This is a genomic window from Geobacillus thermocatenulatus, from assembly GCF_002217655.1.
Lineage (GTDB): Bacteria > Bacillota > Bacilli > Bacillales > Anoxybacillaceae > Geobacillus > Geobacillus thermocatenulatus.
In genome coordinates, this window is sequence record NZ_NEWK01000001.1 from 737,240 (window position 1) to 758,420 (window position 21,181).

The following is a 21,181-nucleotide window of genomic DNA, read 5'->3' on the forward strand; positions in this document are numbered from 1 at the left end:
GAGAGCGGCAAGAAAGGAGGAACGCTAGATGACAACGATGCCAAACTGGCTGAAGCAGCGGGCGTTTTTAACCCCGGAGCGAATCGCTGTGAGCGACGGGCGGCGGACCAAAACGTTTGCCGAATTGTATGAAGCGGCTGCCGTCTGGGCGCGTCGCCTCGCTCAAGCAGGCGTCAAGGAAGGAGATATTGTCGCCTTGCTGATGAAAAATCGCATCGAGATGATCGAGATCATCCATGCGTTGTTTTTTCTCGGCGCCCGCGTCCTGCTGCAAAACGTGCGCCTCACGTCCTATGAGCTCAGCTGGCAACTGGATGACAGCGGCGCGCGGCTTGCCATCGCCGATGAGGAGCTGGCCGGGAGCTTTGACGGCGACGGACGCGTTCTGACTGTGGGCGCGGTTGCCGCGCTTCCGGAAGTGGACGTCTCCTTAAAAGAAACGTGCGATTTGGAGGAAACGGCCACGATCATGTATACGTCCGGGACGACCGGCACTCCGAAAGGCGTCTTGCAAACGTACGGCAACCATTGGTGGAGCGCCGTCGGTTCGGCGCTCAATTTAGGCTTGCATGAGCGCGACTGCTGGCTGGCCGCCGTGCCGCTGTTTCATATCAGCGGCCTGTCGATCGCCATGCGCAGCGTTATTTACGGCATGCCGATGCGGCTGCAAACGTCATTTGACCCGAAGAAAGCGAACGAATGGATCATGCGCGGCGACGTGACGATCATGTCGGTCGTGGCTGCCATGCTTCAGCGGATGGTAGCCGAGCTCGGGGAAGCGCGCTACCCCGATACGTTCCGCTGTATGCTGCTAGGGGGCGGACCGGCGCCGCGCCCGCTGCTTGAGGCGTGCAAAGAAAAAGGCATTCCGGTGTATCAGACGTACGGGATGACGGAAACGGCGTCGCAAATCGCGACGCTCGCGCCGGAATACAGTTTGACGAAGCTCGGTTCGGCCGGCAAGCCGCTTTTTCCAGCGGAGCTTTGCATCCTAAAAGACGGAAAGCCGGCTGCGCCGCATGAAGCGGGAGACATTGTCGTCAAAGGGCCGAATGTGACAAAAGGATACTTGCATCGCCCGGAAGCGACAGCACAAGCGATCCGCGGCGGCTGGTTTTTGACCGGCGATATCGGCTATGTGGATGAAGACGGATTTTTGTACGTCCTTGACCGCCGTTCTGACTTGATCATTTCCGGCGGCGAAAACGTCTATCCCGCTGAGGTGGAGGCGGTGCTGCTGTCGCATCCCGATGTGGAAGAAGCCGGGGTGACGGGCGTCGAGGATGAAACGTGGGGGCAAGTGCCGTATGCGTTTGTCCGCCTGAAACGCGGAGCGTCGCCAGACGAGGCGGCCCTTCGCGCATTTTGCCGCGAGCGGCTGGCAAAATATAAAGTGCCGGCCCGCATTTACTTCGTCGACGAACTGCCGCGCAACGCCGCGCAAAAACTGCTGCGCCGCGAACTGAAAAAGCTTATTCCAAAAATGGAGCAAACGGTGAGAGATGAATAGACATATATGTTCGCGAGTAGAAAAAGGCAGGACCTCACCTAGGCCGAGGTTCCTGCCTTTTTGCCGCTGCCATTCCCGTGGCGTTCCGACCGGGTCGTAGGCGTCCGCTGAATGGAAGTCCTTGCTTTTAGACCGCTGTGATCCAGCTTCATCCATCCGCTTTGTCCCCAGTTGGAGGGCGGCAGTCAAACGTCATCCCTTGCACGGCTGATTTCCATCGCGCAGATGGAAACATAGGGATGGCCATCCAACGTCGTTTTTTTGCTCCACCTGGCGTTTGTTCCGAAATGGACGGCCCTCAAACGTCATCCATCCACCCGAGTTCAGCGGCCCGATGGGCGACGAGCCGTTCAATCTCAGGCGGGAGCTGATCAAACGAACCGAACTCATAATCCCACAAACGGGCGAAGGAGTCGATGCAAGCTGGGTATGTTCCTAAAGCGGCCCGCTTCATTTCCGTTTGCAGCGCTTGAATGAGGCTCGCGCGTTTGTTCATCGTCATCCCCCTCGAACGATGCAAGCGCCGCCCGGTCGGCCGGACAGCGCCTCGTTGGTCTCGCATTATGCTTCATGGGCCGGAACAAACGTTTTGCAATCTGTTTCCGTGGAATCAGACGCCATGTTTCCGGCATGGCTGACCACATAAATGGACTCCGCGCTGCAGCGGTTCCCTTCCGCCCAATAATGGCAGTTGCGCACTTCGCAAAGAACATCTTTCGCCATGGTCATCCCCCTTGTCGTGATGAAATCGCCGTCGTCCATAGTTTGACGCACGAGCAAGGATTTTATCCATCGTTACCTGATAAGACTCCCAACGGAAGAAGGGGCAATCGACGACTTCCGTCGCGCCTGTTGCTTCACGCTGTCCCAAATGGAAAGAAGGGCTTCGTGCCGAAATGGTGTTTGCCTCGTGCCGCTGTTGAAGAGGACATCATGGCCCAAAAATAGATGAAAATCTTTCTTATTTTAATTGACACAGAAAATCATTCTCAATTAAAATAAAAGAGAACAAAGAAGAGAACAAAGGAGGATTTTATGATGGCATCGCTTCTTGTCGTTGGAGCGGATCATTTAGGCCATATTACCGATAAATTGGAGCGTTCTGGATTCCGGGAGATCATTCATGTCAGCGGCAGAAAGGTGAATATGGTGAGGCGGGACATCCCTGATCATGTCGACGCCATATTGGTCATGATCGATTACGTGAACCATAATTTGGCGAAAAAAGTGAAAGAAAAGGCGAAAAGCAAAGACAAGCCCATTTATTTTGCGAAACGGTCATGGAGTTCGATCAACGCCGTACTGGAGCAGCTGGAAAAACATGCATGAACAAACAGGAGGCGAGCCATGATGCCTATCCATCACGAGACGTTGGACGTCTGGCCGTATGCGCTGCGCCGGTTTCTTCGCCGCGTCATTCAAGCGTATTGCGACACCGCGCCTTCGCTGCGGTCGCCGCTTTGCTTGCTCCGGTTGATTGATCAGCACCGTTCGCTCCTTCCTTTGTCGATGTTTCCGACGCCGTTGCATTATGCACTCGTGTTGGCCAAGGTGACGGATCATTTGCTGCAGTTTTTTGGTTCGATGGAAGAGGCGGCGTGCAAGCCGCTATTGCTGGCGGACGGCGGACTGGGGGAAGAGGCGGATCGAGCGTTGTACATCGTATACCGCGACCGGATCCGTGTGCTGCTATGGTGCGAGGAAGAGGAAGCCATCCGCCGATGCAAAGAAACAGCGTCGTCTTTATGCCGGGACGCGATCGGATGTTGCCCGAACGAACTGGAATGCTGCTTTTTATGGACGGGCGGACGCCGCGTTGAGTGGCTTTCGGCTTGAATGGAAGGACCACAGGCATGAAAAGCGCCGTTTTATAGGCAAAGCGTTGTCGGATCAATTTTGGCTTGAACAGAGAGGAAGGGACGGCGTATAATAAACGTTAGTGAGAATGAAAATCGTTATTTTAAAAAATGGAGGAGCAAGCCATGAAACGCATGCCTTGGAAAGTCATGGCCACGTCGGCGGCGGCCTCGCTGCTGTTGGTGTCCGGGTGTTCCGCCGTCGGAGAAAAAGGAAACAAAAGCTCCGCGGACGCCGCGCGTCTGCACGTGCCGGTGGCGGACGATCATTTTGATACGGCCGGCAATATGTTTGCCTATTCGGAGTTTGAGCTGTCCGGAGAGCCGTTGGCGGAAGGGCTCGGTCTTGATTTGGACACCCTTGATGCGAGAAAGCCTGATAAACCGACGAAATTCGACTATACGGCTGGCATCGAGTCATACGAGTATTCCGAAGAGGCGATGTACGAAGTGACGGAAAAGTCAGGGCTCGGGCTTCATCTCATCAACGGCCCAATCGCCAAGCAACGGGCCGAACAGCGGCATAAGCCAGCCGATCAGGCGCTCGCCGACCGTTTTTATGAGCTTGCGGACAGCGTCGGCTATCCGCGCGAGGAACTTTTCCGCAACATGTTCCCAACCTTCATTGAGTATGCCGGCGGCGATCCGCATTATGCGCAAAAGGTTGACACGGGCGTGTACGCGGAAAATGACGACGGTACATACGTTCCTGTCTATCAAGTCGATTTCCAATCGCTTCGCTGGGACCGTGCGAAAATGGACAAAGTGCTCACGCCATCGGCTTACGGCGGCGTCTTTTTGAAACAGGCGCTTTGGGCCGGCGACTTTTTGGGCAATTTCCACCAAAAAGACAGCGATGAAGAAGTGGAGGGGAAAACATCGAAGGATGACCAAAACGGAAATATCGCCCTTGGCGTCAGCTCTGCCGATGGGATGCAAGGGATGATTTTGACGGAACAAATATGGAACAAGCTCGCCTTTATCCGTGACCATTTATTTTATGATGCGAAGCAACAGACGTTGACGAAGGCTGCCGGCAGCCGCTACAACCCAAGCGGGGGATTTGTCTATTTGCCTCATGCGGTGGAAGTGGCGGAAGGAGGCAACGAGCTGGCGCCGGACGCGGCGAAGCTTGTCCTCAAAGATCCCCGCAGCCTGCTTGAGGATCAATGGCTCATGCTTTGGCCGGCGGCGGAGTTTTTCGGCATGACCGACCAGCGGCCGGAAAACAAAAACCAAAACCCCGCGTTTTTGGCCGTGTTTGATGGAAAACCGTTCCCAAGCGCGCCAAAGGAAAACCTTGACGCGACGACGGCGAACGACCGCATGGCCGACGACCCGTATTCCGTCAACCGCGACGTGCTGCTGCAAGTGTTCCGCAACATCGATGCCATGCATTTCAATGAAAAAGCGGGCGCGTTTGTGACCGAACATGACGGGCGAACGCAAGGAAATCGGGTCGATACGTTCCAAGCCGGCTATACGATGGAAGCGCTCCGCATCTTTGAACGGGCGATCGATGGGATGCCGGTCGGCTATGCGAGCGGAGAGAGCGCCAAAGGGCTCGGCACGCCAGAAGGAAAGCGGGCGCTCGAGCTCATCCGTCGACAAGCGGATTTTATCATGCACAACTTGATGCGAAAAGACGGACTTGTCGCCAACGGCTATACGATCGGCCAAGGGCCGGATCAAGACGAGCCGACGCTTCTTGCCCAGCTTGGCGCGATCCGCGGGCTGACGGCGGCGTTTTTGGCGACAAAAGACGAAGCATACCGCGATGCGGCGCGCCGTGTTTATGAGGCAATGGACAAACAGTTTTGGGATCCAAAATGGCACGTGTACCATACAGGAGAAAAAGTGGACCAATATACCCCATGGCTCGCTGGCGCGTTGTCGGGAGTGTTTCGCGTGGCGCTGCAAAACTTGAACAACGATCAAGCGGATGAGACGGCGAAATCCCTTGACCGCGAAACGATCATCTCCCGCTACGTCGACTTTTACGACCGAATCGTCGACGGCCCGACGCTTCAGGAAGGGATGCAGGCAAGCGAGTTTTGGGATACGGGGGATGTGTACATGAAAGGGAAAAAACTAGGCAACACCGATCATGACCATGTCCCGCAAGTGCAGGCGGCTGGAGGGAAATATGGCGTCGCTCCAGTGTTGCGGACCGTCAAAGTGGAAACAGGATCAAGCGAAAAATAGTCGAAAGAAAAGCGGCCGATATCATTGAGATTCGCCGCTTTTCTTTATAAAATTGAGGATGGTTATCATTTTCGTGAAAAACGGGGGAAGATGGAAATGCGAAAATGGTGGTTCGCTGCGGCGATCGCCGTGCTGTTGGCCGGCTGTCAGGACGAAAAAGCATGGCAGGAGCAGCCGAAAGTGGTCAGACACGCCCCGGCGCACGGCGACAACATCGCCGTAAGCAGCGACGGGCGCTATGTCTACACCGCCAACATCGATGTGGATACAGTGACAATCATCAATGCGAAAGCGAAAACGAAGGAAGCAGAAATTCCTGTTGGCCGCGAACCGCGCCAGCTCGCTCTCAGTCCGGATGGACGGACGCTGTATGTGTCTTGCATGTATGACGATGAAGTGGATGTCGTATCGATTGACAAGCGGAAAGTCGTCGACCGTTGGAAAACGGGGATTGAGCCATTCGGCATCGTCACAAGCCCCGATGGCAAGGAAGTATACGTCGCCAACTACCGATCGGGCACGGTCTCGGTGTTTGACGCCGAGAGCGGGAAGCGGACCAAAGACATCCAAGCGGGCGATCGGCCGCGGGCGCTGGCGCTGACAGCGGACGGAAGGAAGCTGTATGTGACGCAATATTTGGCGGCCAAAGTCACCGTGATTGACACAAAGAAGCGGCGGGTGGTCAAGGAAATCGCCCTCGCCCCGTCGCCGGACAAAGCCGATCGAAAAAAGAGCCAAGGCATTCCGAACACGCTTGAGCAAATCGTCATCGCCCCGGACGGCAAAAAAGCGTATATTCCGCACTTATTGACGAATATCGATACGCCGATTCAGTTTGAGGAAACGGTCTTTCCGGCCATCTCGGTCATTGATGCAACGAAAGACGTTGAGTTGACGAACGAGCGGAAAGAGCTGTTTGCTGCGATCAATGTCACCGATGTCCATAACGAGACGATCATCGTTTCCAATCCGTACGATGTGGCGTTTTCTCCGGATGGCGGCAAAGCGTACGCGATCATGTCTGGAAGCGAGGATCTCGTCGTCTTTGACTTGCGCCGCGGCGGCAAGGCGACGCAAATTTTGCGCCGCATCCACGGCAACAACCCGCGCGGGATCGCGATTTCGCCGGATGGAAAGACGCTTTACGTCCACAACGCCATGAGCCATGATTTGGCCGTGATCCAAACCGGAGGAACAAGCCCATATGCGAAAGCGAAGCAGGAAGACGGCACGATCCGACTCATTGCGAAAGATTCGCTCTCTCCGCTCGTGCGCGAAGGAAAAACGATCTTTTACAGCGCGAACAGCGACGAGTTTGCCATCAACATCACCGGAAACAATTGGATGAGCTGCGCTTCGTGCCATAGCGACGGCGACATCAACGGCTTGACGCTCATGACGGCGAAAGGGCCGCGCAACGTGCCGAGCAATATTTTGGCGACGAAAACCGGGCTGTTTATGTGGGATGGGTCGCGTGACGATTTTGCCGACTACATTCATACCGTGCAGGGCGAGATGGGCGGCATGATGACGATCGACCCGTCCAAGCCGCTGCCGCCGAACGTCCAGCATATGTTTGACGCCATTCTCGCCTACTTGAACGACCCCCGCTCGTTCCCGGTGCCGAAAAGCCCGTATCGAAAAGCGGACGGCAGCTTGACGGCGGAAGCAAAGGAAGGGGAGCGCCTGTTTAACGGGAAAGGGAATTGCTTACGCTGCCATGGGGGCGAGTATTTCACCGACAGCGTCAAGGCGGTCGGGCCGGACGGGAAATTGACGACTGCCAACACCGCCTACTTGCACGACATCGGCACGGCCAATCCGAAGGACCGCGCCTCCAAAGGCGACGCCCGCGCCCGGTTCACAAACCCGCGGACGCCCAAGCAGTGGGATACGCCGACGCTGCGCGGCGTATGGGCGACAGCTCCGTATTTGCACGACGGCAGCGCAAAAACGATCGAGGAAGCAATCCGGCGCCATCGGACGAAAGAAGTGCAAACATTGACGCCGGGGGAAATTGCGGCCATTGCGGCCTATGTCCGCTCGCTGCAATAGTGAGAGTGAAGGAGGAAAAGGCCGCTTTTCTTTCTGCAGGACAGAAGATAGTACCGTCATAAAGGAAGGTGCCCCATGTGTGTTGGGGACACCTTTTTCCTTGTTATTTTGGCCGTACATAGCGCTTATCGTGCATAAACAAACGCCAGAAATAGACGAAGCCGGGAAACAAAATGAGAAAGCCCACGATGTAGGAGGCAAACAGCGCCCGAAATGTATCCGGATGGGTAAAGGCCGACTCGATCGTGACATCCGGATACACCATATAGGGCAGATGGGCTTTTCCATAGGCATAACTAGCCAGAAAATATTGAATGACAATCGCGATGACCGCAAGCCGTGGCCTCCCTCTGACATGAGGGTGGCGAGAAGACGGCAGGGAGAGGGCGATGCCCGCGGCGGCGAACATCGCCACCGAACCGATCAGCCACGGCCAATACTCCATCATCTTGTCATACAGCCATTTGGCTTCGTAGCGCATCGTCAGCATCATGCCCCCCGTCATCAACAACGAGAGGGGCCCCGTGATCCACGCGTTGCGCCGATACAGGCGATAGGCTTCCCCGTCTCCTGCTTCAAGAGAGTAATCCGCCAATAAGAGAGAAGAGAGAAACAGCGTGCTCAAAATCGCAAAGCCCATGAAGGAATAGGCATGGGGGCTTGTAAAGAAGCGCTCCAAATCGAGAGTCGGGACGCCCTTGCGGATGTCGATGAATTCTCCATGCGTAATGGGCAGCACGCTAATGAGCAAGGCCGGGATGATGATCCCGGTGATGCCGGAAATATAGGTGAGCGCTTTTTCATATTCTTTGGCGACGTGGGCAAACACGAGAAAGGCGCTGCGGACCGCGAGCAAGATCAAAATGATGCTGCCGGGGACAAGAAGCACCGTCCCAAGCAGGAAGGCGGCGCCGGGAAAAAAACTGAACAAGGCGACCACAATCGCGACGATAAAGACATTGGTCACTTCCCAAGTGGGCGATAAATAGCGGTTCGCAATCTTGGTGGCATTCGCTTTGTCGCGATGGATGTAGATCATCGACCAAAACCCGGCGCCAAAGTCCATCGTCGCCATGACAGCATAAATGAAAATAAACCCCCATAGCACGGTAATGGCAATCAGCTCATTGGTCATGAATCGTTCTCCTTTCTAGACGGGCAGCGTGCCTTCATTGGGCGGTTTGCGCAGCTCGTCCGCCACCGGATGGCGGCGAAAATAATAGCGAAGCACAAGCACCACGGCGATGCTCAATAGGATGTAAATGGACACAAACAAAGCAAACAAGACTGCCAAATTTCCGGTTTGCGTGACGGCTTCTTCCGTTTTCATCATCCGGTAAATGACCCATGGCTGCCTTCCGGTGCAGGCAAAAATCCAGCCGCATTCAATGCCGATCACAGCCAGCGGCCCGGCGGCGACAAAACTATATAGGAGCCAGCGCGGAAAGGCAGGCCGCTTCCGCCATTTCTGCCAGATCAATGCGGCTGCCGACAGGAACAGGAGAAGCACGCCGATGCCCACCATGGCGTTAAATAGCGTATGAACAAACAGCGGCGGCCACCATTCTTTCGGAAAATCGTTCAGCCCTTTGACGACGGTGTCGAAACGGTTGCCGGCCAAAAAGCTGAGCGCCCACGGAATTTCAATAGCCCACTTTACAGATTGCGTTTTTGCATCGGTGAACCCGCCGATGGCCAACGGGGCATGGGATTGGGTTTCAAACAGCCCTTCGGCCGCCGCTAGTTTTTCCGGCTGGTATTGATGAAGGAGTTGGGCCGATTCATGACCGTTGATGGCAGTCAACAGCGAGAATACGCCTCCGACCGTCAACGAGAGCTTGAGCGCTTTTTGGTGAAAACGCCGCACTTGCTCGTTTTGGGCGGCGCGCAGCAGCTGGCAAGCGGCGATGGATGCCAACACAAAGGCTCCGGTCATATAGGCGGACAGGACGACATGTCCGGCCGTGACGAAAAAGCTTGGATTGAAAAAGGCCGCCCATGGGTCGACATCCACGATTTCGCCGTTTTCGATCCGAAATCCCGCCGGCGTGCCTTCAAAAGCGTGCACGTTGGTAATTAAAATGGCGGAAGCGCTGGCGCCAAGAGCGACAAAAAACACGCTCACAATCCGCATCAACGGAGAGATGCGGTCAGCGGCGTACACATAAATGGACATAAACAATGCTTCAATAAAAAAGGCGTAAATTTCAATTTGAAACGGGAGGGACATCACTTTTCCGATCACTTCCATAAAGCCCGGCCATAGGAGCGACAACTGCACCCCGGCGATGGTGCCTGACGGAATGGCCACTCCAAGCAATACGGCCAATCCTTTCGTCCAGCGTTTCGCCATGACGGCATAATCATAATCTTTTGTCTTTTGGTATAAAAGTTCCGCCAGCAAAATCATGATCGGGATTCCGACTCCAAGTGTGGCGAAAATGATATGAAACGCCATCGTCGTCCCGAATAAGCTGCGGGCAATGATCACGTCATCCATTTCACAACATCCCTTTCTTTTTTCTTATCGTTTTCCATTTTTTCTTTGATTATTCCTTATTTTAGGGAAAGATGGTCTGGAAGGGAAACGAAACCGCCTGCCTCAATCGAAAGAGGCAGGCGGGTTGTATTTTAATCAAGGGCTTTTTGCAGCACGCGGAGATTCTCGGCCATAAGGGAAAAGTAATCTTTGTGGGCTTTTCGATCTTCATCGGTCAGCGATTCCAAGTTATGCAGACGGAGCGGCTTGGCGCCGATTTCGTTCTGAATCACTTCCGCCGTTTTGGGATGAACATTTTGTTCGAAAATGACATAGCGGATGTGATGCTGTTTGGCTGTCTGGATGAGCTGAGTCAGCTCTTTTTGCGATGGTTCGTTGCTCGGAGAAAGCCCGGAAACGCTCAGCTGTTTGATTCCGTAGCGGTCTTCCCAATATCCGTAGGCTTGATGGGAAACGAGTATCTCTTTTCTAGGAGCTTTCTCCACTGTTGAACGGAATTGCCCGTCAAGGCGCTCGAGTTTCATCTTTAACGTTTCAAAGTTTTGCATAAACAGGTCTTTTTTTTCCGGTTTCAGTTCCATCAGCAAATCGCGGATGTTCTCGGCGATCGCAATGGAGCGGATGGGGTCAAGCCATACGTGAGGATCTTTGTCTCCGTGTTCATGGCCATGTTCTTCCTCATGTCCCTCTCCGTGTTCGTCTTTGTGCCCTTCGCCATGCGCATGCTCCTGTTCATGGTTCGAGTCAAGCAATTCGATGCCGTTTGTAGCAACGAGAAATCGGACATGCTCATGCTGCAGCGTTTCCTGCAGTTTTTCAGCGAACGGCTCCATCCCGTGGCCAATGTAAATGAAGGCGTCCGCATCGGCAATCTGCTGCACGGTTTTGGTTGTCGGTTCGAACGTATGGGCTTCCACTCCCGGCGGGTAAACGCTTTTGACGTTCACGGCGTCGCCGCCGATTTTTTTCGTAAAGTCTTCAAGCGGATAGACGGTTGTATAAATCGTCAATGGGTCGGTCGATGTTTGGGCCTTATGTGCCTCCGGTTTTGCTTGGCAGCCGTATAGCCAGGCGCTTGCCGCCAAAAGGAAAGACAAAAGAATGGATGATAGTCTCATATTGAACTCCTTTCTGGGCTCAAGATGTCCGCATTTATTATATCGTAATCATTACGATTTGAAAATGATGGATCGCCGTTTAGGCCGAAGGGATCAATGAAGGAAACGGATTGGGCAACAGCGTCCAATCTTCCTTCATCTCCTCATCCGTCAGCAAACATTCGTCGAGCGATCGCTCGATGCGATCTGCGTTCATCTGGATACCAATCAACACGAGTTCGGTCACACGGTCGCCGTAGGTGTCATCCCACTTTTCCCGCCATGCTTCCTCTTCTTGCCACAGCTGTTTGATGTCCTCTTCTGGATAGGAAGCCATCCATCGTCCTGCTGCTTGCATGGAGATGGATGTCCCTGCTTGCGATAGGAGAATGCACCAGTCGTTCCAAGACGCGAGCCAAATAAATCCTTTCGCGCGCACGACTTCGGTGGGCCAGTTTTCAAGCCAATTCATCAAACGTTCCGGATGAAACGGCCGCTTTCTTCGATAAACAAAGGAAGAGATGCCGTATTGTTCAGTCTCGGGTGTGTGCTCTTCATTCAGCTCTTTGATCCAGCCGGCTGATTGGCTTGCTTTTTCAAAATCAAATAAGTGGGTGTTTAAAATGGAATCGAGCGGCACTTGGCCGAAAGTGGCCGGGATGATGACGGCTTCTGGATTCAGCTTTTGGAGCACTTTTTGCAGTTTTTGAACTTCCTCCGGCGAAACAAGATCGATTTTATTCACGACAATGACATTGGCGAACTCGATTTGTTCAATGAGTAAATCCGCAATTTCGCGGCTGTCCGTTTCATCGACGGCCTGTTGGCGGTCAAGCAAGGTTTCTCCCGAGGAAAAGTCCGTCCAAAAACGGTTGGCGTCGACAACCGTCACCATGGTGTCCAATCGGCATTTTCGGGATAGATCGATTCCAAGTTCCTCATCCAAATACGTAAACGTTTGCGCAACGGGAATCGGTTCGCTGATTCCGGAAGATTCAATGACAATATAGCCGATTTCCCCGTTTTCGACAAGCTGATCGACCGCTTTGATTAAATCCTCCCGCAAGGTGCAACAGATGCAGCCGTTTTGAATTTGGATGAGCTTTTCTTCGGTGCGGAAAAAGCCGTTTTGCCGAACGAGTTCGGCATCAATATTGATTTCACTCATATCGTTGACAATGACGGCGATTTTTTTTCCTTCCCGATTGTGCAAGATATGATGAAGCAAAGTCGTTTTTCCTGATCCTAAGTAACCGCTTAATACCGTGACAGGGATTTTTTTCATCTGTGGCGCCTCCTTTTTTTGAAAATCATAATCATTACGATTTACAGAATTAATCATATAAAAAAATCAAGCAAATGGCAAGGCCATTAAGTGATTTTGTTTCTTTTCGCATGTTCTGATGATTCAGGAACGGGATCAAAACCGCCCGGATGGAACGGATGGCATTTCAAAATGCGCTTCGCCGTCAGCCATCCCCCTTTTATGGCGCCAAAGCGCCGGATCGCTTCGATGCCATAGTTCGAGCAGGTCGGATAAAAGCGGCATGTCGGCGGCTTGAGCGGAGAAAGAAAGCGTTGATAAAAGCGGATGCACCAAATCAGCCATTGGCCCATGCCCAATTCTCCCTTCTGTGATCATCATGATTACAATAGAACAAACCGTTTTTTTATTCAAGCAAAACGACTGTCGTTCGCTCGGAATGGGGATGCTCGCCCAGACCTTGCTTTTGGGGCATAGACGCCAAGCGAGAGGCAAAAAAGATGCGGGACGCCCCTCGTTTTGGTTATGATAAAGAAAGAGGATCAAAATAGCTAGGAGTGATTGACATGCCTTCACCGGTGGAAAGCTTTGAATTGGACCATTGCGCGGTCAAAGCGCCGTACGTGCGGCATTGCGGCGTTCACAAAGTCGGCAGCGACGGCGTCGTCAATAAGTTTGACATTCGCTTTTGCCAGCCGAACAAAGAAGCGATGGACCCGGCCGCGATTCATACGCTTGAGCATCTGCTGGCGTATACGCTGCGCAAACATGCGGCCAAGTATGATCACTTTGACATCATCGACATTTCCCCGATGGGCTGCCAAACCGGGTTTTATCTTGTCGTGAGCGGCTCGCCGACCGTGGACGAGATCATTGATTTGTTGGAAGAAGCCATGAAGGACGCGCTCGCCGCGACGGAAGTGCCAGCCGCGACCGAGCGGCAATGCGGCCAAGCGAAGCTCCATGACTTGGAGGCGGCGAAAAACTTAATGCGCTTTTGGTTGTCGCAAGAGAAAGAAGAGTTGAAAAAGGTGTTTGGCTGATGAACAAGCCGGCCCCGCGCCGCTACCGCGGCTGCTTCGGGCCGGCTTGTTGTTCGCTGCTGCGCTCTTCCGGGAGCGGATCGACCGTATGTTGGTAGGTATACGCTTTGGACGTCGTGACGACCGCCAGCACAAGAACGACAGCGGCGATGATGAGGCAAACGATCAAGGTCCAGTACATCATGACGCCCGCCTTTTTTCTTTTTATTATACCATATCTGGCAGAGCTGGCGTTCATATTTCCGGTGGAATCGGGCAAGCTATCCATCGATACGTTTTCCATGTTTCATCAACAAGCCAGCTGGGTACAAGAACTATGAGGAGGAGTGAGAGAATGACAACTAGACTGATCGATCTTGTCAACAAGCAAATTGCCAACTGGACCGTGTTGTACGTCAAATTGCACAACTATCATTGGTATGTCACCGGTCCGCAGTTTTTCACGTTGCATGAAAAATTCGAAGAGCTGTACAACGAAGCCGCGACTCACATTGACGCGCTTGCCGAGCGGCTGCTGGCGCTGGGCGGCAAGCCGGTGGCGACGATGAAAGACTGCCTCAATCAGGCGTCCGTCAAAGAAGCGTCCGGAACGGAGACGGCCGAGCAAATGGTCGCTTCGATTGTCAGCGACTTTGAAACGATGATCGGCGAATTGAAAGAAGGCATGGAGCTGGCGGAAAAAGTGAACGATGAAACGACGGGGGATATGTTGCTTGGCATTCATCGCAGCTTGGAAAAACACGTTTGGATGTTGAAATCGTTCTTAGGACGATAAGAAGAGGAGGCTGTCCTCAGGCCGGGGGACGGCCTTTTGCTTTGTCCTTTCTTTGTCGAAAAAGGGCGATTTTTTAGGGAATGCGCCGCGCCGCGTTCTCCCCTCCGGGCATACGATAGTTACGCGTATCCTATGTTCAAGGAGGGGGGAACGTGAACAAGCCAATCCCGATGCTTGGCGTTTCATTGTTTGGCTCGCTCGTGTCGCTGTTTGTCGGCAGCGTGGACTCATTTGTCGTGATTTTATTGGCGCTGGTCATTGTCGACTACCTTACCGGCATTGCCGCCAGCGCGGTTGAAGGCAAGCTGTCCAGCCAAGTCGGCTTCCGCGGCATCGTCCGGAAACTGTTGATGTTCGTGCTGGTGGCGGCGGCTCATTTGGTCGATATGGCGATCGGATGGAACATGCATTTGATTCGCGATGCGATCGTGTTTTTCTACATCGCTAATGAGTTCATCTCCATCGTCGAAAACGCCGGCCGGGCCGGCGTGCCGATCCCGTCGGTGCTGCGCAAGGCCATTCAGCTGTTGAAAGACGAGATGAAGTAAGCATATTTTTCCCGGATTGCCCCACACTAAGCAAAAAGAGCAGAAGGAGTGAACGAAGGTGGCAGACGAACGGAAAAAGACGTATTACGTGTCGATGGCAACCGGGGAAATTTCCCAATTGAAAACCGCGTCGCCGTGGGACTTTCAAATCGAGGCGACTGATGAGGAAATCGCCCTCCTGCGCGAGTATTTCGACCAGAACTACTCGACTGACTGGCAGGCGTTTTGGCGCGCCCATGTGCCATACATCCAATACCACTATGACCGGGAAAACGATGCGTACGACCGGACGTTGACGAAAATTTATGAAATGATTTACCGCCTCGGCAACGAGGAGGCAAAGGAGCATATCCGCTCGCTCGGCATCCTTCCTGACGAAAAAGAAGAGTAAACGCCGCGAGCCGAGCGGCGTTTTTCTGTATAATGGGGAGAGGAAAGGGGAGAGTACGATGCATGAATTTCGCGATTATTACGGGCATCGCGTCCGGCTGGCGTTTACGGCCGATCCGTTTTCCGCCTCCCCCGGGCATGTATGGGTCATTTGCCGCTGTGGCGGCCAATGGCTCCTGACCGATCATCCGCGCCGCGGTTTGGAGTTTCCCGGCGGCAAGGTGGAACAAGGGGAGACGGCGGACGAAGCGGCCGTCCGCGAGGTGATGGAGGAGACGGGGGGAGTGGTCGAGTCGCTTCATTATCTCGGTCAATATGAAGTCCAGTCAGACATCGTGAAAAACATTTATTTCGCATCCATCGCCGCGTTCATGAAGCGGGAGTCGTATGAGGAGACGAACGGCCCGGTGCTGCTTGAGGAGCTGCCGGACGACATCCGCGCCGATTCGCGCTTCAGTTATTTGATGAAAGACGATGTGCTGGCGCTTTCGCTTCTGGAACTCCGGCGGCGCGGCTGGATCGACTGAAACGCGGGCGGCTGTCCTTGAGGGCGAATCTTTAGGAGAAAAGGAACAGCTGGCGGCGTTTTGCCTTTTGCGAGGATGGCTGTACATAAAAAGAGACGCCCATCCCTCGTTTTGGAACGTCCCTTAACGGCGTCTGCTCCACTTTTTCTCGATGATGGCGACAAGCTGATACATCACCGTGGACAACAAGGCGACAATGAGCAGGCTCATCAACACAAGGGTGAAGTTGAACACTTGGAAGCCGTAAATGATTAAATACCCAAGTCCTTGTTTCGAGACGAGAAACTCGCCGGTGATGACGCCGACCCAGGCGAGGCCGACGTTCACTTTCAACGTCGAAATGATCGCTGGGAACGACGCTGGCAGCACCGCTTCTTTAAAGCATTGATAGCGGGTGGCGCCGAACGTCCGCAGCACTTTCAAATAGTTCGGGTCGACCTCTTGGAACGCTGAATAGACGACAATCGTCGTGATGATGATCGAAATGACAACGCCCATGGCGATGATGGACGTAAATCCCGGCCCGAGAGCGACGATCAAAATCGGCCCGAGGGCGACTTTTGGCATGGCGTTGAAGACGACCAAATACGGATCGAGCGTTTTCGCGAGGCGCGGAAACCACCAGAGGACCGCGCCGATGAGCGCCCCGCCGACGGTGCCGATGAGAAAGCCGAGCAACGTTTCAAACAGCGTCGCCCACGTGTGGACAAACAGCGAATGATCGCTGAGTTTTTCGCCAAACAGCTTGACGATGGCCGACGGTGAGCTGAACAAGAGCGGATCGACCCAGTGGAAGCGGCTGGCGGCTTCCCAGACGGTGAAACAGGCGACAAGCAGCACCGCCTGCCAAAGGCGGATCACCCGCCGCTCTTTGCGCAACGCGGCGAGGTACTCACGGTGCAGAGATTCGATGCGATCATGGAGCGGCTTCAAGGTCCTCCATCTCCTTCCAAATGGATTGGAACAATGGCGAAAACGCCGGATGCCGGCGGGCGGCAAGCGGCGGGCAGCGCCGCAGTTCATCGGGAATGGCAAACGTCCGTACAAGGCGGCCCGGACGCGGCGAAAGCAAGAAAATGCGGTCGCTCATGGCGATGGCTTCCTCGATGTCATGGGTGACCAAGATGGCTGTTTTTTCATATTGTTGCAGCGTCGTCCAGACGAGCTCCTCGAGCTTCAGCTTCGTTTGCTGATCCAAGGCGGAAAACGGCTCATCGAGCAAAAGCAGCTTCGGGTCGGTCGCGAGCGTGCGCACAAGCGCCGCGCGCTGGCGCATGCCGCCGGAAAGCTGGCTCGGGTAATACGATTCGACGCCGCCAAGGCCGATCTCGGCCAGCAGGGCGAGCGCCCGCTTTTTCGTTTCTGGCGTCAACGTTCCCGTGATGTTGAGTCCGAGCAAAATGTTTTCCTCGATCGTTTTCCAAGGGAATAGATAGTCTTGCTGAAGCATATAGCCGACCGCGCGCCGCGAAGCCCGGGCGTCTGTTCCGCCTGTCCAGAGCGGTTCGCCTTCCATGAGCACCGTCCCTTCCGTCGGTTCGATCAATCCGGCGATGATCGACAGCAGCGTCGTTTTGCCGCAGCCGCTTGGGCCGAGAAAGGAGACGAACTCCCCTTTCTCGACGGACAGCGACACATCAGCGAGCGCGGTGACGGCGGTCGTTTTTGTCAAATACGTGTGCGAGAGGCGGTCGATCGAAAGAAACATTCCGTTCACCCGCTTTCATTGCGTGTTCATCGCGTTTTTGGCAAACGACGAATCGACAAGCGTGTTTAGATTGATGCGCTTCGGCAGCTCGCCAGCTTCGGCCATAATGTCTTGCAAGTGGTTCCACTCTTCTTCATCTAAAATCGGATCGGTCGCGTACGTGTTTTGGCTTTTGTACCGGTCGACGACTTTTTCGATCAAGGCCAAATCGGTGTCTTTGAAATATGGCTGGATGGCTTTCGCCACCTCAGCGGCGCTGTGCGATTCGACCCATTGCTGCGCTTTGTAGAGGGCTCTTGTGAATTTTTCAATCACGTCTTTATGCTCTTTCATATAGCTTTGTTTCGCCATGTACGATGTGTACGGGACGCGTCCGGACTCCGTGCCGAACGAAGCAACGATATAGCCTTTCCCTTCTTGTTCGAAAAGGCTCGCCGTCGGCTCAAACAGCTGGACGAAATCGCCCGTCCCGCTCGCAAAGGCGTTGGCGATGTTGGCGAAATCGACGTTTTGGATCAGCTTCAAATCTTGATGCGGGTCAATGCCGTGCTTTTTCAGCACATACTCGCCGACCATCTGCGGCATGCCGCCTTTCCGTTGGCCGAGGAACGTGCTTCCTTTCAGCATCTCCCACGTAAAGTGGTCGATTTTTTTGCGGGAAACGAGAAACGTTCCATCGGTTTGGGTGAGCTGCGCGAAATTGATGACCGGATCGTCCGTCCCTTGTGCATACACATAAATGGATGTTTCCGAACCGACCAGTGCGATGTCCGCACCGCCGGAAAGAAGCGTCGTCATCGTTTTGTCGCCGCCCCATGTCGTCGTCAGCTCGACATCGAGCCCTTCTTCCTTGAAGAACCCTTTCGCCAAGGCGACGTACTGCGGCGCGTAAAAAATCGAGCGCGTCACTTCGGCGAGGCGAACGGTTTTAAGCGGTTTTTTTCCTTGATCGGCGCCGTTGCTGCAGGCAGCGAGCGGCAAAAGGAGAAGAAGCGAACACAACCATGCGATCCATTTTTTCATGCGGCCTACCCCCTTTTCGTCCACGTGCGGTGAACATTGGTTTCACCTTATCGTATGCACGCAGCAAAAATGTGTGAATGCCTAAAAAAATAGGCGGCCGGTCGAGAACGGGCAACAAATCCATTCGTACAGCGGGAAGGAGGCGGGCGTATGAACGGGGACATCATCGACCAATACCGGTTTCCGTCACCGCACCCGGGCATCGAGGTGTTCGTTGTCACCTATATGTCCCAAGGGCTGAAGGTGAAAGGGTTTTTCGCGGCGCCGAAAGGAAACGGCGTGTACGACGGGTTTTTGTATTTGCGCGGCGGGATCAAAAACGTCGGGCAGGTGCGAGTGCCGCGCCTCATTGAGTTCGCATCGCGCGGATTTGCCGTCTTCGCCCCGCTTTACCGCGGCAACGGAGGCGGGGAAGGGAACGAAGATTTCGCCGGCGACGACCGCTATGATGCGTTTGCCGGGTTTGAGCTTCTTCGCCGCCATCCGCTCGTCCACCCAGGGCGCGTCCATCTGTTCGGCTTCTCGCGCGGCGGGGCGATGGCGCTCCATGCCGCCCTTATGGCGGAAAAGGTCTGTTCGGTGGCGGTTTGGGGCGGGGTGACGGATATGGAGCTGACGTACTGGGAGCGACCCGACTTGCGGCGGATGATGAAGCGCGTCATCGGCGGGACGCCGAACAGATGCCCAGAGCGCTACCGGCACCGCACGCCGCTCTACCATTTGGAGCGGCTCAAGGCCCCGGTGCTCATCATCCACGGCGGACGTGATGAGAACGTATCGATTGAGCACGCTTGGCGGCTGGAACGGCGGTTGAAGCAGCTCGGCAAACCGGTGACCTCATGGTACTTCCCTGCGTTCACCCACTATTTCCCGCCGCCAGCCAACCGCGAGATCGTGCAAAGGCTTACACAATGGATGCAACAACAGCCGACGGTGTGATACGATACGAGTAGAAAGGCGGCGCGGCCGCCAACGAATCAATGGGCAGCCAAGGAGGTTGAAAGGATATGGGCATGCCGATGGAGCTGCAGACGGTCATTGTGACCAAAGGAAACGAACAGCGCATTCAAGGCAATACGTTTGTGTTGAAAAAAGACGGCTACCGCTTATACCCGCTCGATGTGCCGCTTGAAGTGCGCCGCACACTGCAAAGCGAAGCGAGCGGCATCGCGGTCGTGAAAAAGCTCGAGTGGGAAGACAGCCGAACGACGGTGACGTACGAGCTTGTCAGCCTGTATTCGACAAATTGAATATGGCTGTCTACAGGGAGGGCCTGATCAGTGCGGAACGGATCCATTTGGCACGGGCGCAAACGGAAAAACGGTTTGCGCTCTTTGTTTTGGTTTTTGCCGTCTATTTTCACTTGTGGCGTCAGGACGACTCAGACAAGCATAAACAATAGTCTTTGCTTGAGGATTTCCTGTAGAATGGAAAGCGACGTTTCATAATACCTATAGAAAAAGTAGGGGGGAAGAGAAGGAGTTTGGTTGTGGAGAGAGAATATAATACGATGAATTCAATGTCGCAAGGAGGGGAAACGTGGCCAAACAGCGAATCGATCATGACCGGTTGTTCAAAGAGTTGTTGTCCACATTTTTTGAGGAGTTTTTGCTTCTTTTCTTTCCAGACGTGTACGAGCACATCGACGTTCACCATTTCTCTTTCCTCTCCGAGGAACTGTTCACCGATGTGACGGCCGGAGAGAAGCACCGCGTCGACTTGTTGGTCGAAACAAAGGTAAAAGGGGAAGACGGGCTCGTCATTGTTCATGTCGAGCATCAAAGCTACACCCAGCGGACCTTCCCTGAGCGAATGTTTCTCTACTTCAGCCGCTTGTTTCAAAAATACCGCCGCCGCATTCTCCCGATCGCCATCTTCAGCTATGACGAACAATACGATGAACCTTCCTCATTGGTCATCCAGTTTCCGTTTTTGACCGTTCTCGACTTCCGCTTTTTAACGGTGGAGCTCTGCAAACTGCCGTGGCGCGCGTACATCCGCCATGCCAACCCTGTCGCCGCTGCTTTGCTAAGCAAAATGGGGTATAATGAAGATGAGAAAGTCGAAGTGAAAAAGGAATTTTTGCGCATGCTCGTCCGCCTCGAGTTGGATGAAGCGAAACAGCGGCTGTTGTTCGGTTTTTTTGAGACGTATTTGCGGCTATCCGAAGAGGAGGAAGCCAAACTGCGAAATGAGGTGAGCCAAATGGAAACGAAGGAAGCGAAGCGTGTGATGGAGCTCATCGTCTCATACGAACAGCGGGGGATGGAAAAGGGAATCCAACAAGGAATCGAACAGGGGATAAAGCAAGGGATGAAGCAAGGACGCCAACAAGGGATCGAGGAAGGGAAGCTCGACGTGGTGAAGAGAATGCTGGCGAAAGGGTACGATGTCGACACGATTCACGAACTGACCGGGCTGCCCATTGAGAAGATTGAAAGGCTGAAGGGGTAAGCGCACCTTCGCCGTCAAGCCTCACATTGTCGTCGACCCCCAATCGTGCAAAAACCCCGGGGGATCGACGACAATCATTTTATGCGTTCGAACCTTACGGCCATCGAGGATAAAGTCTATTGACAGAATTTGTCGGTGACGTTCATCGTCCCGATTGGCGTTTTTATCCTACCTGAAAAGGGCAGGAGCGCAAACAACCCTTCGTTTTGCGCTCTGCCATATGATG

24 protein-coding genes are annotated in these 21,181 nt (G+C 54.0%); 13 read left to right on the forward strand and 11 right to left on the reverse strand.

Annotation, left to right across the window (positions count from 1 at the left end; genetic code table 11):
* The first annotated feature begins 28 nt into the window (after nt 1-28).
* On the forward strand, nt 29-1,510 hold the full coding sequence (locus tag B9L19_RS03795; protein WP_047752619.1) for an o-succinylbenzoate--CoA ligase: 1,482 nt from the start codon (nt 29-31) through the stop codon (nt 1,508-1,510).
* A 298-nt stretch (nt 1,511-1,808) separates the two neighbouring features.
* Here B9L19_RS03795 and B9L19_RS03800 read toward each other — a convergent pair whose 3' ends face one another.
* A complete protein-coding gene (locus tag B9L19_RS03800) occupies nt 1,809-2,006 on the reverse strand; it encodes a hypothetical protein (RefSeq protein ID WP_025950194.1) in 198 nt (65 codons plus the stop codon).
* A gap of 65 nt (nt 2,007-2,071) precedes the next feature.
* The gene (locus tag B9L19_RS03805) at nt 2,072-2,233 is read right to left on the reverse strand and encodes a DUF1540 domain-containing protein (RefSeq protein ID WP_075261389.1); all 162 of its coding nucleotides are present in this window, start codon (nt 2,231-2,233) and stop codon (nt 2,072-2,074) included.
* Between the two features lie 315 nt (nt 2,234-2,548).
* Between B9L19_RS03805 and B9L19_RS03810 the strand changes: the two genes are divergently transcribed.
* From B9L19_RS03810 to B9L19_RS03825, 4 genes are all read left to right on the forward strand, one after another.
* Entirely contained in the window at nt 2,549-2,839 is a 291-nt protein-coding gene (locus B9L19_RS03810; RefSeq protein ID WP_047752620.1) for a DUF2325 domain-containing protein, read from the forward strand.
* A gap of 18 nt (nt 2,840-2,857) precedes the next feature.
* Entirely contained in the window at nt 2,858-3,346 is a 489-nt protein-coding gene (locus tag B9L19_RS03815; protein ID WP_025950196.1) for a hypothetical protein, read from the forward strand.
* 146 nt (nt 3,347-3,492) lie between these two features.
* Nucleotides 3,493-5,571: a hypothetical protein gene (locus tag B9L19_RS03820; protein ID WP_047752621.1), complete on the forward strand. Its 2,079-nt coding sequence runs from the start codon at nt 3,493-3,495 to the stop codon at nt 5,569-5,571.
* Between the two features lie 96 nt (nt 5,572-5,667).
* On the forward strand, nt 5,668-7,626 hold the full coding sequence (locus B9L19_RS03825; protein WP_025950198.1) for a beta-propeller fold lactonase family protein: 1,959 nt from the start codon (nt 5,668-5,670) through the stop codon (nt 7,624-7,626).
* A 103-nt stretch (nt 7,627-7,729) separates the two neighbouring features.
* On the opposite strand, the gene B9L19_RS03830 is transcribed toward B9L19_RS03825, so the two are convergent.
* From B9L19_RS03830 to yidD, 5 genes are all read right to left on the reverse strand, one after another.
* Nucleotides 7,730-8,761, reverse strand: coding sequence for a cytochrome d ubiquinol oxidase subunit II (locus B9L19_RS03830; protein ID WP_047752622.1), 1,032 nt, complete (start codon nt 8,759-8,761; stop codon nt 7,730-7,732).
* A gap of 15 nt (nt 8,762-8,776) precedes the next feature.
* Nucleotides 8,777-10,126, reverse strand: coding sequence for a cytochrome ubiquinol oxidase subunit I (locus tag B9L19_RS03835; RefSeq protein WP_047752623.1), 1,350 nt, complete (start codon nt 10,124-10,126; stop codon nt 8,777-8,779).
* Nucleotides 10,127-10,257: 131 nt separating this feature from the next.
* On the reverse strand, nt 10,258-11,244 hold the full coding sequence (locus tag B9L19_RS03840; RefSeq protein WP_047752624.1) for a metal ABC transporter substrate-binding protein: 987 nt from the start codon (nt 11,242-11,244) through the stop codon (nt 10,258-10,260).
* Between the two features lie 79 nt (nt 11,245-11,323).
* Nucleotides 11,324-12,508, reverse strand: coding sequence for a GTP-binding protein (locus tag B9L19_RS03845; protein WP_047752625.1), 1,185 nt, complete (start codon nt 12,506-12,508; stop codon nt 11,324-11,326).
* A gap of 86 nt (nt 12,509-12,594) precedes the next feature.
* Nucleotides 12,595-12,840: a membrane protein insertion efficiency factor YidD gene (yidD, locus tag B9L19_RS03850; RefSeq protein ID WP_011232336.1), complete on the reverse strand. Its 246-nt coding sequence runs from the start codon at nt 12,838-12,840 to the stop codon at nt 12,595-12,597.
* A 213-nt stretch (nt 12,841-13,053) separates the two neighbouring features.
* On the opposite strand from yidD, the gene B9L19_RS03855 reads away from it, so the two are divergent.
* The gene (locus B9L19_RS03855) at nt 13,054-13,530 is read left to right on the forward strand and encodes an S-ribosylhomocysteine lyase (RefSeq protein WP_025950203.1); all 477 of its coding nucleotides are present in this window, start codon (nt 13,054-13,056) and stop codon (nt 13,528-13,530) included.
* A 22-nt stretch (nt 13,531-13,552) separates the two neighbouring features.
* Here B9L19_RS03855 and ytzI read toward each other — a convergent pair whose 3' ends face one another.
* Nucleotides 13,553-13,714: a YtzI protein gene (gene ytzI / locus B9L19_RS03860; RefSeq protein WP_075261390.1), complete on the reverse strand. Its 162-nt coding sequence runs from the start codon at nt 13,712-13,714 to the stop codon at nt 13,553-13,555.
* A 150-nt stretch (nt 13,715-13,864) separates the two neighbouring features.
* Here ytzI and B9L19_RS03865 point away from each other — a divergent pair, with 150 nt between their 5' ends.
* The 4 genes from B9L19_RS03865 (at nt 13,865) to ytkD (ending at nt 15,770) form a co-directional block, all read left to right on the forward strand.
* The gene (locus B9L19_RS03865; RefSeq protein ID WP_025950204.1) at nt 13,865-14,305 is read left to right on the forward strand and encodes a Dps family protein; all 441 of its coding nucleotides are present in this window, start codon (nt 13,865-13,867) and stop codon (nt 14,303-14,305) included.
* A gap of 152 nt (nt 14,306-14,457) precedes the next feature.
* Nucleotides 14,458-14,853, forward strand: coding sequence for a phage holin family protein (locus B9L19_RS03870; protein WP_025950205.1), 396 nt, complete (start codon nt 14,458-14,460; stop codon nt 14,851-14,853).
* A gap of 58 nt (nt 14,854-14,911) precedes the next feature.
* Nucleotides 14,912-15,244 (forward strand): hypothetical protein, encoded by a 333-nt coding sequence (locus B9L19_RS03875; RefSeq protein WP_047752626.1) that lies wholly within the window; start codon nt 14,912-14,914, stop codon nt 15,242-15,244.
* Between the two features lie 58 nt (nt 15,245-15,302).
* A complete protein-coding gene (gene ytkD, locus B9L19_RS03880) occupies nt 15,303-15,770 on the forward strand; it encodes an RNA deprotection pyrophosphohydrolase (protein WP_025950207.1) in 468 nt (155 codons plus the stop codon).
* A gap of 123 nt (nt 15,771-15,893) precedes the next feature.
* Here the strand turns inward: ytkD and B9L19_RS03885 are convergent, their stop codons facing one another.
* Genes B9L19_RS03885 through B9L19_RS03895 form a run of 3 tightly spaced genes read right to left on the reverse strand, consistent with a single transcriptional unit; the run spans nt 15,894 to nt 18,501 of the window.
* Nucleotides 15,894-16,703, reverse strand: coding sequence for an ABC transporter permease (locus tag B9L19_RS03885; RefSeq protein ID WP_025950208.1), 810 nt, complete (start codon nt 16,701-16,703; stop codon nt 15,894-15,896).
* A complete protein-coding gene (locus B9L19_RS03890) occupies nt 16,687-17,478 on the reverse strand; it encodes an ABC transporter ATP-binding protein (protein ID WP_025950209.1) in 792 nt (263 codons plus the stop codon). Before B9L19_RS03890 ends, B9L19_RS03885 begins: the two co-directional genes overlap by 17 nt.
* A gap of 15 nt (nt 17,479-17,493) precedes the next feature.
* Nucleotides 17,494-18,501 (reverse strand): ABC transporter substrate-binding protein, encoded by a 1,008-nt coding sequence (locus B9L19_RS03895; RefSeq protein WP_047752627.1) that lies wholly within the window; start codon nt 18,499-18,501, stop codon nt 17,494-17,496.
* 150 nt (nt 18,502-18,651) lie between these two features.
* On the opposite strand from B9L19_RS03895, the gene B9L19_RS03900 reads away from it, so the two are divergent.
* The 3 genes from B9L19_RS03900 to B9L19_RS03910 all read left to right on the forward strand — a co-directional run bounded on the left by B9L19_RS03900 (nt 18,652) and on the right by B9L19_RS03910 (nt 20,955).
* Complete coding sequence (locus B9L19_RS03900; protein ID WP_025950211.1) at nt 18,652-19,440, forward strand: alpha/beta hydrolase family protein; 789 nt, start codon at nt 18,652-18,654, stop codon at nt 19,438-19,440.
* Between the two features lie 68 nt (nt 19,441-19,508).
* Nucleotides 19,509-19,751, forward strand: coding sequence for a DUF2584 domain-containing protein (locus B9L19_RS03905; protein ID WP_025950212.1), 243 nt, complete (start codon nt 19,509-19,511; stop codon nt 19,749-19,751).
* 289 nt (nt 19,752-20,040) lie between these two features.
* Nucleotides 20,041-20,955: an Rpn family recombination-promoting nuclease/putative transposase gene (locus tag B9L19_RS03910; RefSeq protein ID WP_025950213.1), complete on the forward strand. Its 915-nt coding sequence runs from the start codon at nt 20,041-20,043 to the stop codon at nt 20,953-20,955.
* Nucleotides 20,956-21,181 lie beyond the last annotated feature (226 nt).

Excerpts from the sequence above, each read along its gene's own strand:
- B9L19_RS03905 (WP_025950212.1), top strand. The coding sequence starts at position 19,509 with ATGGGCATGCCGATGGAGCTGCAGACGGTCATTGTGACCAAAGGAAAC.
- B9L19_RS03855 (WP_025950203.1), top strand. The coding sequence starts at position 13,054 with ATGCCTTCACCGGTGGAAAGCTTTGAATTGGACCATTGCGCGGTCAAA.
- ytkD (WP_025950207.1), top strand. The coding sequence starts at position 15,303 with ATGCATGAATTTCGCGATTATTACGGGCATCGCGTCCGGCTGGCGTTT.
- B9L19_RS03900 (WP_025950211.1), top strand. The coding sequence starts at position 18,652 with ATGAACGGGGACATCATCGACCAATACCGGTTTCCGTCACCGCACCCG.
- B9L19_RS03865 (WP_025950204.1), top strand. The coding sequence starts at position 13,865 with ATGACAACTAGACTGATCGATCTTGTCAACAAGCAAATTGCCAACTGG.
- yidD (WP_011232336.1), bottom strand. The coding sequence starts at position 12,840 with ATGGGCCAATGGCTGATTTGGTGCATCCGCTTTTATCAACGCTTTCTT.
- B9L19_RS03820 (WP_047752621.1), top strand. The coding sequence starts at position 3,493 with ATGAAACGCATGCCTTGGAAAGTCATGGCCACGTCGGCGGCGGCCTCG.
- B9L19_RS03800 (WP_025950194.1), bottom strand. The coding sequence starts at position 2,006 with ATGAACAAACGCGCGAGCCTCATTCAAGCGCTGCAAACGGAAATGAAG.
- B9L19_RS03795 (WP_047752619.1), top strand. The coding sequence starts at position 29 with ATGACAACGATGCCAAACTGGCTGAAGCAGCGGGCGTTTTTAACCCCG.
- B9L19_RS03890 (WP_025950209.1), bottom strand. The coding sequence starts at position 17,478 with ATGTTTCTTTCGATCGACCGCCTCTCGCACACGTATTTGACAAAAACG.
- ytzI (WP_075261390.1), bottom strand. The coding sequence starts at position 13,714 with ATGATGTACTGGACCTTGATCGTTTGCCTCATCATCGCCGCTGTCGTT.
- B9L19_RS03815 (WP_025950196.1), top strand. The coding sequence starts at position 2,858 with ATGATGCCTATCCATCACGAGACGTTGGACGTCTGGCCGTATGCGCTG.
- B9L19_RS03825 (WP_025950198.1), top strand. The coding sequence starts at position 5,668 with ATGCGAAAATGGTGGTTCGCTGCGGCGATCGCCGTGCTGTTGGCCGGC.
- B9L19_RS03810 (WP_047752620.1), top strand. The coding sequence starts at position 2,549 with ATGGCATCGCTTCTTGTCGTTGGAGCGGATCATTTAGGCCATATTACC.
- B9L19_RS03840 (WP_047752624.1), bottom strand. The coding sequence starts at position 11,244 with ATGAGACTATCATCCATTCTTTTGTCTTTCCTTTTGGCGGCAAGCGCC.
- B9L19_RS03895 (WP_047752627.1), bottom strand. The coding sequence starts at position 18,501 with ATGAAAAAATGGATCGCATGGTTGTGTTCGCTTCTTCTCCTTTTGCCG.
- B9L19_RS03830 (WP_047752622.1), bottom strand. The coding sequence starts at position 8,761 with ATGACCAATGAGCTGATTGCCATTACCGTGCTATGGGGGTTTATTTTC.
- B9L19_RS03805 (WP_075261389.1), bottom strand. The coding sequence starts at position 2,233 with ATGGCGAAAGATGTTCTTTGCGAAGTGCGCAACTGCCATTATTGGGCG.
- B9L19_RS03835 (WP_047752623.1), bottom strand. The coding sequence starts at position 10,126 with ATGGATGACGTGATCATTGCCCGCAGCTTATTCGGGACGACGATGGCG.
- B9L19_RS03845 (WP_047752625.1), bottom strand. The coding sequence starts at position 12,508 with ATGAAAAAAATCCCTGTCACGGTATTAAGCGGTTACTTAGGATCAGGA.